This is a genomic window from Salipiger aestuarii, assembly GCF_003259905.1.
Lineage (GTDB): Bacteria > Pseudomonadota > Alphaproteobacteria > Rhodobacterales > Rhodobacteraceae > Salipiger > Salipiger aestuarii.
Map to the genome: position 1 here is coordinate 29519 of NZ_QLMG01000004.1, position 11306 is coordinate 40824.

Here is an 11306-nt window from a genome sequence, read left to right on the forward strand (position 1 = left end):
AGTGTTTCACGTGAAACATCGAGATTTTGATGTCATCGTTGTTGGCGGTGGACACGCCGGAGCCGAGGCTGCTGCGGCCTCGGCCAGAAGCGGTGCTGTGACCGCTCTAATCACCCTTTCGGAGGCTGGAATCGGAGTAATGTCCTGTAACCCCGCGATTGGGGGTCTCGGTAAGGGGCACCTGGTTCGCGAAATCGATGCGATGGACGGGGTGATGGGGCGTATCGCCGATCAGGCGGGTATTCAGTTTCGGCTTTTGAATCGCCGGAAAGGGCCGGCCGTTCAGGGACCCCGCGCTCAGGCTGACCGAAAGATATACCGCCGCGGCATGCAACGCGAGATGCGCGAAACGCCGAACCTTTCAGTTTTGGTCGGCGAAGTGGTGGATCTGGTGGTGACGGGGGATAGGGTCGGCGGGGTGGTTCTCTCCGGTGATATTACCCTGCGCGCTGGTTCTGTCGTTCTGACCACCGGAACGTTTCTTCGAGGCGTAATTCATATCGGTGACCAGTGCCAGCCAGGGGGAAGGATGGGGGACCGTCCTTCCATACGTCTTGCCGAGCGTATTGACGGTTTGGGTTTGGATCTTGGACGTCTTAAAACGGGCACGCCGCCACGGTTGGACGGACGGACGATCGACTGGAGCGTTATTGACGCTCAGCCCGGTGACGACGATCCTGTGATGTTCTCTTTCATGTCTTCTCGACCTTTCGCGCGGCAGGTCAGCTGCGGTATTACCCACACCAACGAGAGAACCCACGACGTTATCAGAAATAACCTAGGCAAGTCAGCGATGTATGGCGGGCACATTGACGGCATCGGGCCGCGTTATTGTCCGTCTATCGAAGACAAAGTTGTTCGTTTCTCTGAGAAAACCTCTCATCAAATCTTTCTAGAGCCCGAGGGCCTTGACGACACGACCATATATCCCAACGGAATTTCGACTTCCTTACCCAGAGACGTGCAAGAGGAGTACGTCAGATCGATCTCTGGGTTGAATGACGTGAAAATCGTGCAGCCGGGATATGCAATCGAATACGACTACGTCGATCCCAGGTCATTGGACTTGAGGCTTGGCGTTAGAAATATCACGGGTTTGTTCCTTGCGGGGCAAATCAACGGCACAACCGGATATGAAGAAGCGGCCGCCCAGGGTCTGACGGCGGGCCTGAACGCTGCTCGGGAAGCACTCGGGTTGACGCCGGTTCTCTTTTCTCGCGCCGACTCATATATCGGAGTGATGGTCGATGATTTGACTACAAGGGGTGTGACCGAACCTTATAGAATGTTCACGTCGAGGGCGGAGTTCCGACTCTCTCTTCGTGCAGACAACGCGGACCAACGGTTAACACCTCGGGCTATCAGCCTAGGCTGCGTTTCCGAGGCGCGGCAGCAGGCATTCAACGAAAAGCAAGACCGTTTGAACACGGGCCGTGATCGGTTATCGCACCGCATGTTTTCTTCGAAAGAGATCGCCCGGTTGGGGGTCAAGACATCGACCGATGGCCAAAAGCGCAGCGGGATGCATCTACTATCATTTCCTGACATGAGTCTTTCGAAACTTTCCGCTATCTTCCCTGAGTTTTCCGACATTCCGACGGAAATTGGCGCACAGCTTGAACGGGACGCGCTATACGCAAACTACATTCAGCGCCAGGAGCGTGATGTAGCAGCTCTTCGCCGAGATGAAGCGTTGGAAATCCCATCCAGCGTGGATTTTTCCAAGATCGAGGGGGTTTCCTTTGAGCTAAAGCAGAAGCTGTCTAAGGCACGCCCGAAAAACCTGGCTCAGGCGGCGAAAATTGAGGGGATGACCCCGGCTGCCTTGTCTCTTCTTCTTCTCAGGATCCGGAAACTTAGCCAGGTTCGTAGCGCATGACGGATCGGCATTGGGCATTTCCCGATCTCACTGTTTCACGTGAAACAACTGAAAAGCTCTCGCATCTTGTCGATATGCTTCGGAAGTGGTCGCCAAAGATCAACCTAGTGGCGCAATCGACGTTGGAAAATGCGTGGACACGTCATATTCTGGACTCCGTTCAGGCATTTGACGTCGTCAACCCGAAGACGGGCCACTGGGTAGATTTTGGATCCGGCGGAGGCTTTCCGGGGCTGGTGGTGGCTATCCTGGCTCAGGAGTGTTCCCCCGGTGTGAAAGTCACGCTGGTTGAAAGCGATCAGAGAAAGTGCGTATTCCTGAAAGCTGTGCTTCGGGAGGTCAGAACGAAGGCGGATGTCCTGCCCGCGCGCATCGAAAGCCTCGACCCTCTTGCCGCGACTTACGTCAGTGCGCGCGCGCTTGCAGGGTTGTCAACGCTGCTCACCTACGCAAAACATCATCTCTCCGACGACGGCGTTGCTGTATTTCTGAAAGGCGCTGAGTGGAAAAAAGAAGTCGCTACCGCTCGGGAATCGTGGAACTTCACTTGCAACCCGCGTACAAGCGTAACTGACCCCAACGCTGTTGTCCTGACTATCGGAGCACTGACCCATGTCTGATCCGTCGCGGCCCGTTGGCCCAAAAATCATCGCGATTGCGAACCAGAAGGGAGGGGTCGGCAAGACCACAACCACGATCAATCTCGGAGCCGCACTGGCGGAGCGGGGGTTGAAGGTGCTGGTCGTCGACCTGGATCCTCAGGGAAACTCATCGACGGGGCTTGGCATAGAACCTGAATATCGGTCGCATACCACATATGACCTGCTCGTTGATGAGATTCCGTTGAAAGACGTGATCCTTGGCACCCAGCAAACAAATATGCATCTTATCCCGGCAACGGTCGATCTCAGCTCGGCGGACATCGAGCTTTTCTCCAACGAAAAGCGCAGCTTCCTGCTGCATGACGCGCTTCGTCAGCCTGAGATGAGTGATTTCGGCTTTGACTACATCTTGGTCGATTGTCCTCCATCGCTGAATCTTCTGACCGTCAACGCGATGGTTGCGGCGCATTCTGTGCTTGTCCCGTTGCAGAGCGAATTTTTCGCGCTCGAAGGGCTGTCTCAGCTGATGCTCACGGTCCGGGAGGTGCGCCAATCCGCCAACCCGGATCTTCGGATCGAAGGCGTGTTGCTGACGATGTACGATGCCCGGAACAACCTGTCCAAACAGGTTGAAGACGACGCGCGCTCAAATCTTGGCGATCTGGTTTTCACCACGGTCATACCGCGCAATGTTCGTGTAAGTGAGGCGCCGTCCTATGCGTTGCCTGTTCTGAGTTACGACAGTCAGTCCAAGGGCGCGATTGCCTATCGTGCTTTGGCGGACGAATTTCTGAAAAAGAACGCGCGGCTGGCGGCCTGACAGGCGCCGTCTTGAAGGTCAGAGAAAAAGAAAGAGCAGAGATGGCAGAGAAAAAGGAACAGCGCAGGGGGCTTGGCCGCGGCCTTTCGGCCTTGATGTCGGATGTCGAAATTTCCCCCGGTCGTTCAGAGATCGACAACGCTCCAAAATCTCCGGATCGACTGATTCCGATCGAGCGTATCATTCCCAACAAGGACCAACCCCGCCGGACATTCACTGATGCTCAGCTTGGCGAATTGTCGGAGTCGATCAAGGCCAAGGGTATCATCCAACCGTTGATCGTGCGCATCGCGCCGACGGACCCTGACAAATTCGAAATCGTTGCGGGTGAACGGCGTTGGCGCGCGGCGCAGCTGGCGCAGATACACGAAATTCCCGTCCTTGTCCGTGACCTGGATGACCAGGAAACCCTGGAAATCGCGATCATCGAAAACATCCAGCGGGCAGATCTCAACGCCATCGAAGAGGCTGCGGGCTACAAGGCCCTGATGGATCGATTCGGTCATACGCAGGAAAAAATCGCCGAGGCACTTGGCAAAAGCCGATCTCATATCGCCAATCTTCTTCGCCTGCTCAACCTGCCCGTTCCGGTTCAGGAACACGTCCGCAACGGGGAGCTATCGGCGGGTCACGCCAGAACGCTCGTGACGTCCCGCGATCCCGAACGTATGGCGGTGGAAATTATCCACAAAAAGCTTTCGGTCCGTCAGGCCGAAGCACTTTTGCGCACGGAAAACCAGCCAGATCGCCCCAAGGTATCGCCGCAGCCGCGCATCGCAGAAGTCGAAAAAGACGCGGACACCCGCGCGCTTGAAGGCGATTTGTCTGCGGCGTTGGGGATGAAGGTGTCGGTGGGACACAAACCCGGCACCGAAGCGGGCAGGGTGACGATTTCCTACGAGTCGCTTGAAGAACTTGATACGCTTTGCATGATCCTGAGTGCAGCGCGCTAGGGGCAGGCGCCCGTCCTAAACTGATAGAAGTTCGGCGGTCAGGGTGTTCAATACCATGCGGCCGTCGAGCGTTGTTCCGAAACGCTCGGACGTTTCCCACATCAGCCCCATTGCGATGAAATCGCCAAACGCCAGCTTATCCGCTTTGGCGCCTCCGATTGCGCGCGCGCGTTCCTTGTCGACCCCTTCCGACAGTCGCAGACCCATCATCAGAAACTCGTTCCACGCGTCATCCTGCGAGAGCAGTTGCATCGAATCCCGGCCCGCATCGGCGTTCAACCAATCGCCAGGCATCGCGCGCGCGACCGTGGAATGACGTTGACCATTCAGAGTGACGCGCCCGTGGGCGCCGGGCCCAACACCCACATAATCGCCCCCCCGCCAGTAAACGAGATTGTGCCGCGACATGGCCTCGTGCTTGGCATGGTTGGATACCTCGTAGGCCGGGAACCCTGCGGCGCCGCAGATTTCCTGGGTGGCGATATACATATCCGCGCCCAGGTCTTCGTTGGGAAGGCCCCGCAACCCGCCGGCTTGCAAGCGGTCCCAAAAGGCGGTGCCCTGTTCGATGGTTAATTGATACAAGGACAGGTGGTCGCCTGCTAGATTTAGTGCTTCGCGCAATTCGGTACACCACGCATCAAGGCTTTGGCCCTGGCGTGCGTAGATCAGATCGAAGGTCACTCGTTCGAAAACGGATTTGGCAACATCGAGTGCCGCTATCGCGTCATCGACTCCGTGCAGTCGGCCGAGTTTCCTCAAGTCGTCGGGACGCAAGGCTTGCACCCCAAGCGACACCCGGTTGACCCCCGCGAGCGAAAATCCTTCGAACTTTCGAATTTCGACCGAACGCGGGTTGGCTTCAAGCGTGATTTCGATGTTGTTGGCCCAAGCCCAGTGTGCCCGGGTCGCGTCAAGCACGGCGCGTACTGTTTCCGGCGCCATCAACGACGGCGTGCCCCCGCCGAAGTAGATGGAACTCAGCACGCGCCCCTCGGTCAAGGCGCCATAGCGGGCGATTTCGCAAACCAATGCCCGCGCCCAACGCGTCTGATCGACCTGGGAAACAACATGGCTGTTGAAGTCGCAATAGGGGCATTTGGCTTCGCAGAAGGGCCAGTGGACATATAGCCCAAACCCTCCTGCGCGCCATGTTTCGGACAGATCAGCCAAAGCAGCCGGTCACAAACTTTGCAAAGGCATCGGCCCGGTGGCTGATGCGGTTCTTTTCAAAGCGGTCCATTTCGCCAAATGTGATGTCGTAGCCTTCGGGCTGAAAGACCGGGTCGTAGCCATGCCCCTGATCGCCGCGCATCGGCCAGACGACTTGGCCTTCCATCTTGCCGGGGAAAACCTCGTCATGACCATCGGGCCAGGCCAGAACCAACGTGCAACAGAACCGCGCGGTCCAGGGTCGCGCCGCGCCGGACGCGAGCAACTCGTCGTGAGAACGGGTCATCGCCATGACGAAATCCCGGCCGTCGGGGGTTTCGGCCCAATCGGCGGTATAGACGCCCGGAGCGCCGCCGAGCGCGTCGATTTCGATACCGCTGTCGTCGGCCAGGGCGGGCAGGCCAGTCGGCCTGGCCGCGGCGTGTGCCTTGAGCCGGGCATTGTGGACAAAGGTTGTCCCGTCTTCGACCGGCTCGGGCAGGTTCATCTCGGCGGCCCCGACCACCGAAACACCGTGGGGTTTCAGCAGATCAGCGATCTCGACCAGCTTGCCGTTGTTGTGGGTAGCGACAAGAAGCCGGTCGCCGGTGAACTTGCGGATCATGCGACAGCGGCCTTCTGTGCCTCGACCAGTTCTGCCACGCCTTTTTCGGCAAGGTCCATCAGCTTGCCCATCTGGTCGCGGGTAAAGGTCGCGCCCTCGGCGGACATCTGCACCTCGATCAACTGGCCGTCGCCGCGCAGGATGAAGTTGCCATCGACGCCCGCTTCGCTGTCTTCGGGGTAGTCCAGATCCAGCACGGGCTGACCGGCGTAGATGCCGCAGGATACGGCGGCAACCGGCGACACGAGCGGGTCGGACGTGATGGCGCGCGCCTTCAGCAGCTTGTTTACCGCCAGTTTCAACGCGACCCAACCGCCGGTGATCGACGCACAGCGGGTGCCGCCATCGGCCTGGATCACGTCGCAGTCGACGGTGATCTGACGTTCGCCCAGTGCGACCCGATCGACGCCCGCGCGCAGACTGCGCCCGATCAGGCGCTGAATTTCCACCGTGCGCCCTCCCTGCTTGCCGCTGGCGGCTTCACGGCGCATGCGCGATCCGGTCGACCGGGGCAGCATGCCGTATTCCGCGGTGACCCATCCCAGCCCGGATCCCTTGATGAACGGCGGCACGCGCTCTTCAAGCGAGGCGGTGCAGATCACGGCGGTGTCGCCGATGCGGATGAGGCAGGAGCCTTCGGCATGCTTCACAACACCCGTTTCGATTGAAACCGGGCGCATTTCACTTAAATCTCGTCCTGACGGTCGCATCTGTATCCCTTTTTTCATTGGCTTCGGGATACTGATGCGCCGCTCGCCCCGCAACCCCGATTGACGGCGGCGCTGCGTCGTCTTTAATGACCCTTCAAGCGGAGGACGCCTTGATGAAACAGGACAAGACCCTGCTTTCAGAGTTGAACGACCGCTCTCGCGAAGTGTTTCGCAAGGTGGTCGAAGGGTATCTCGACAACGGCGAACCCGTGGGTTCGCGCACATTGACGCGTGCGCTGAGCGAAAAGGTATCGGCGGCGACAATCCGCAATGTGATGCAGGATCTGGAATACCTCGGGCTGCTTGACAGCCCGCATGTGTCGGCAGGGCGGATCCCGACGCAGATGGGGCTGCGGATGTTCGTCGATGGCCTGCTTGAGGTGCGTGACCTGGACGTGTCCGACCGACAGGCGCTTGATGCCACGCGCGGCACCGGGGCGGACGATGTGGGCGGCGTTCTGGACCGGGTCAGCACCGCGCTGTCCGGGGTGACCCAAGGCGCAAGCCTTGTTCTGACTCCCAAGCACGAAGCCCCGATCAAGCATATCGAATTTGTCAGTCTGGGGCATGACAGGGCGCTGGTGGTGCTTGTATTCGCCGATGGCACTGTCGAAAATCGTCTGTTCAAGCCGCCCGCCGGTCAGACGCCCAGCTCGATGCGCGAGGCGGCGAATTTCCTGAATGCGCTGCTCGAAGGGCGTACCCTGTCCGAGCTGCGTCACGTCATGGGAGATGAGATCAACCACCGCCGGCGTGAAATCGACACGCTGGCCGCCGAACTGATCGAAGCGGGAATCGCCAGTTGGGAAGACGATGCCGACAGCTCGGCCCGGCTGATCGTGCGGGGGCGTGCGAATCTGCTGGGCGGCGACGACGAGGCGGCCGGTCTTGACCGGATCCGCAGCCTGTTTGACGATCTGGAACGAAAGCGCGACATCGCGGAATTTCTCGATCTGGCCGAAAGCGGCGACGGCGTGCGGATTTTTATCGGCTCGGAGAACAAACTTTTCTCACTTTCGGGTTCCTCTCTGGTGGTGTCTCCTTATATGAACGCGGATCGCAAGATAATCGGTGCGGTGGGGGTCATCGGCCCCACGCGCCTAAACTACGGCCGGATCGTTCCGATTGTGGACTACACGGCGCAGCTGGTCGGCAAGCTGATTGCCGAGCGGAGCTAGAGGTTAAGACATGGCAGACCCGAAGAACGACGATTTTCTCGATGACATTGCGGACGCAGAGGCAGAGACCTATGCCGAAGACGAGGCCGAGATCGACACGGACGCGGCAGAGCTCGATGCCCTGCGCGCAGAGCGGGACGATTTCAAGGACCGTTTCATGCGCGCTCTGGCCGATGCCGAGAACGCCCGCAAGCGCGCCGACAAGGACCGCCGCGAGGCGCAGCAATATGGCGGCTCGCGCCTGGCGCGCGACTTGCTGCCGGTTTACGACAACCTTCAGCGGGCGTTGAACGCCGCCAGGGACGAAAACGCCGCGGCAGCGCTGATCGAGGGCATCGAACTGACGCTGCGCGAGCTCAGCAACGTGTTTTCCAAGCACGGCATGACGATGATAACCCCCGAAGTGGGCGACCGGTTCGACCCGCAGCAGCACGAGGCGATGTTCGAAGCGCCGCTGCCGGGCACCAAGGCCGGCGACATCATTCAGGTGTCGGGTGCGGGGTTCATGCTGCATGACCGCCTGTTGCGCCCGGCGCAGGTCGGCGTCAGCTCTATGCCGGCCACCTGAAGGATCGCGGGGCAGGGGGCCGCCCCTCCTGGCCTGACGATCGCTTCATCCTCGGCGCATCTTTTGCCAGAAATAGACATATGGCGGCGCCTTCCCTGCGCCGTCAGTCGTTGTGGGTCAGCGCCTTGAGATCGTAAAGCGCCCGAAGCGCGTCGCGGGGGCTAAGATCGTCGGGATTCAGATCGCGCAGATGTTGTTCCACCGGGGACGGGCCGGTGGGTGCCGTGGTGGGGGCGGCCTGGGCGGCGGCGGAAAACAGCGGCAGATCGTCGATCAGCGCCTTGGGCGTGGCGCGGTCACGTTCGCCTTTTTCCAACGCCTCCAGCACGCTGCGGGCGCGGGCAATCACCGGTTTGGGCAACCCGGCAAGCTGCGCGACCTGAACGCCGTAGGACCTGTCGGCGGCGCCGTCGTGGACCTCGTGCAGGAAAATCACCTCACCGTTCCATTCGCGCACCGCGACCGTGGCGTTCCGCACGCCCTCCAGCTTGCCCGCCAGCTGTGTCAGCTCGTGGTAATGGGTCGCGAAAAGCGCGCGGACGCGGTTGTTGGCTTGCAGATATTCCAGCGTGGCCCAGGCGATGGACAGGCCGTCGTAGGTCGCGGTGCCGCGGCCAATCTCGTCCAGAATGACCAGAGCGCGGTCGTCGGCCTGATTGAGGATCGCGGCGGTTTCGACCATTTCGACCATGAAGGTCGACCGCCCCCGGGCAAGATCGTCGGACGCGCCGACGCGGCTGAACACTTGGCTGAAAAGGCCGACATGGGCGCTGTGCGCAGGCACATAGCTGCCCATCTGCGCAAGCAACGCGATCAGCGCGTTCTGGCGCAGGTAGGTCGATTTGCCTGCCATGTTGGGGCCGGTCAGCAGGGTGACAGCGGCGCCGTCGCCTTCGGGCATCAACGCGCAATCATTTGCGATGAAGGCGCCTGCGTTCTGCTGCTGAAGCGCGCGTTCCACCACCGGGTGCCGGCCCGCCCTGATGTCGAACGCACGGCTGTCGTCAACCCTGGGGCGGGTCCAGTCGTGTTGTCTGGCAAGATCGGCAAGCCCGAGCGCAAGGTCGATTTCCGACAGGGCAAGGCCGGTTTCCGAAAGCTGCGGCGCTTTGGCGAGGATCGCCTCTCGCAGGTCAGAGAACAGCCGCTTCTCGATTTCGAGACATTCTCCCGATGCATTCAGAATGCGGGTTTCCAGTTCGCTGAGCTCGACAGTGGTAAACCGAACCTGGTTGGCGGTGGTCTGACGGTGGATGAAGCTGTCGTTCAGCGGCGGCGACATCATCTTGTCCGCGTGGGTCGCCGTGGTTTCGATGAAGTAGCCCAGCACGTTGTTGTGCTTGATCTTCAACGATGGGACGCCCGCGCGCTCAGCGTATCGGGCCTGCATGCTGGCGATGATCCCGCGCCCCTCGTCGCGCAACCGGCGGGCATCGTCCAGGGCGGCGTCATAGTCCGGGGCGATGAACCCGCCGTCGCGGGCCAGCAGCGGCGGTTCGGCGACCAGCGCGCTGTCCAGAACCGTCAGCAAGGCCTCGTGACCGCCAAGCGCGTCTCGGGATTCGGTCAGCAGTGATGGCAGGTCGGCGCCGGACAGCGCGTCGCAGATCTCTTCCGCTTGCTCAAGCGCGTTGCGCACAGCCGCCAGGTCGCGCGGCCCGCCGCGATCAAGCCCAAGCCGCGACAGGGCGCGGTCAAGATCGGGCACCTTGCGCAAACGGTCCCGCAGCGTGGAGGACAGGGGCGTTTCCATCGCCCAGTCGATCGCGTCCAGCCGCTCGTGGATCACCGGCAGCACCCGCGACGGGGACGAAACGCGCCGTTCCAGCAGCCGCGCGCCGCCGGGCGTCACGGTGCGGTCGATGACCGACAGCAGCGATCCGGCGCGCCCGCCGCTCATCGAATGAGTCAGTTCGAGGTTACGCCGGGTGGCGGCGTCGATCTGAAGCAGGCGCGAAACGGCGTCGCTTTGCGGGGGGCGCAACAGGGGCAGGCGTCCTTTTTGCGTGATGTCGAGGTAATCGACAAGCGCCCCCATGGCCGACAGTTCACATCGGGAAAAATTCCCGAAGGCGGTAAGCGTCTGAACCTGATACAATGAACACAGCCGCGTTTCCGCGCTGCTGCTGTCAAACGAGGCGCGCCCCAGAACTGTTGGATAAATTCCCAGATCCGAGAATACACTGCGCAGCTCTGCATCGACCGCTTCCGACACCAGCACCTCGGACGGTACTAGCCGGGCCAGTTCCGCCCCGATGCGCGCACGGCCCAGTGGCATCACATGGAACGCGCCGGTGGAAATATCGGCCCAGGAGATCGCCCAGTCGTCGCGCAGGCACGACAGCGCGGCAAGATAGTTGTGGCGGCGGGCCTCAAGCAGCGATTCCTCGGTCAGGGTGCCGGGAGTGACAAGGCGAACGACCTCGCGATGGACCACGGATTTGTTGCCACGCTTTTTTGCCTCGGCCGGGTTTTCCATCTGTTCGCAGACGGCAACGCGAAACCCCTTGCGGATCAGCGTCAGCAGGTAGCTTTCGGCGGAATGCACCGGTACGCCGCACATCGGGATGTCGTCGCCGTCGTGCTTGCCCCGTTTGGTCAGCGCGATGTCCAGCGCCTCGGATGCGGCGGCGGCATCGTCAAAGAACATCTCGTAAAAATCGCCCATCCGGTAAAACAACAACGCATCCGGGTGATCGGCCTTGATCGCCATGTATTGCGCCATCATCGGAGTGACCGTCGTCATCGCGTTTCCCACCTTGTCGTTCCCGCCCGGCATAGCAAAGCCCCGTCCCCTCATGAAAGGTGAAAACCGCGCA

10 protein-coding genes are annotated in these 11306 nt (G+C 60.6%); 6 read left to right on the forward strand and 4 right to left on the reverse strand.

The window, feature by feature from the left end; all coding sequences use genetic code 11:
• Nucleotide 1 precedes the first annotated feature (1 nt).
• The 4 genes from mnmG to ATI53_RS03515 are packed head-to-tail and all read left to right on the forward strand — an operon-like array spanning nt 2 to nt 4254.
• Nucleotides 2-1879, forward strand: a complete 1878-nt coding sequence (gene mnmG / locus ATI53_RS03500) for a tRNA uridine-5-carboxymethylaminomethyl(34) synthesis enzyme MnmG (RefSeq protein WP_170134519.1) — start codon at nt 2-4, stop codon at nt 1877-1879.
• Nucleotides 1876-2499, forward strand: coding sequence for a 16S rRNA (guanine(527)-N(7))-methyltransferase RsmG (gene rsmG, locus ATI53_RS03505; RefSeq protein WP_111549741.1), 624 nt, complete (start codon nt 1876-1878; stop codon nt 2497-2499). The genes mnmG and rsmG overlap by 4 nt, the downstream gene beginning before the upstream one ends.
• Nucleotides 2492-3301 (forward strand): ParA family protein, encoded by an 810-nt coding sequence (locus ATI53_RS03510; RefSeq protein ID WP_009505516.1) that lies wholly within the window; start codon nt 2492-2494, stop codon nt 3299-3301. The genes rsmG and ATI53_RS03510 overlap by 8 nt, the downstream gene beginning before the upstream one ends.
• A 41-nt stretch (nt 3302-3342) precedes the next feature.
• Nucleotides 3343-4254 carry a ParB/RepB/Spo0J family partition protein gene (locus ATI53_RS03515; protein ID WP_009505517.1) on the forward strand — a complete coding sequence of 304 codons (912 nt, stop codon included), beginning with the start codon at nt 3343-3345 and terminating at the stop codon, nt 4252-4254.
• Nucleotides 4255-4269: 15 nt separating this feature from the next.
• Here ATI53_RS03515 and hemW read toward each other — a convergent pair whose 3' ends face one another.
• Genes hemW through rph form a run of 3 tightly spaced genes read right to left on the reverse strand, consistent with a single transcriptional unit; the run spans nt 4270 to nt 6741 of the window.
• Entirely contained in the window at nt 4270-5418 is a 1149-nt protein-coding gene (gene hemW / locus ATI53_RS03520) for a radical SAM family heme chaperone HemW (RefSeq protein WP_034453009.1), read from the reverse strand.
• Between the two features lies 1 nt (nt 5419).
• On the reverse strand, nt 5420-6031 hold the full coding sequence (gene rdgB / locus ATI53_RS03525) for an RdgB/HAM1 family non-canonical purine NTP pyrophosphatase (RefSeq protein ID WP_111549742.1): 612 nt from the start codon (nt 6029-6031) through the stop codon (nt 5420-5422).
• Nucleotides 6028-6741: a ribonuclease PH gene (gene rph, locus ATI53_RS03530; RefSeq protein WP_009505520.1), complete on the reverse strand. Its 714-nt coding sequence runs from the start codon at nt 6739-6741 to the stop codon at nt 6028-6030. The genes rdgB and rph overlap by 4 nt, the downstream gene beginning before the upstream one ends.
• A gap of 113 nt (nt 6742-6854) precedes the next feature.
• On the opposite strand from rph, the gene hrcA reads away from it, so the two are divergent.
• Together hrcA and ATI53_RS03540 are read left to right on the forward strand one after the other, a co-directional pair.
• Complete coding sequence (gene hrcA, locus ATI53_RS03535; protein ID WP_009505521.1) at nt 6855-7919, forward strand: heat-inducible transcriptional repressor HrcA; 1065 nt, start codon at nt 6855-6857, stop codon at nt 7917-7919.
• A gap of 10 nt (nt 7920-7929) precedes the next feature.
• Nucleotides 7930-8487: a nucleotide exchange factor GrpE gene (locus tag ATI53_RS03540; RefSeq protein WP_009505522.1), complete on the forward strand. Its 558-nt coding sequence runs from the start codon at nt 7930-7932 to the stop codon at nt 8485-8487.
• Nucleotides 8488-8590: 103 nt separating this feature from the next.
• Here the strand turns inward: ATI53_RS03540 and mutS are convergent, their stop codons facing one another.
• Nucleotides 8591-11233, reverse strand: coding sequence for a DNA mismatch repair protein MutS (mutS, locus tag ATI53_RS03545; RefSeq protein WP_034453011.1), 2643 nt, complete (start codon nt 11231-11233; stop codon nt 8591-8593).
• Between the last annotated feature and the right edge of the window lie 73 nt (nt 11234-11306).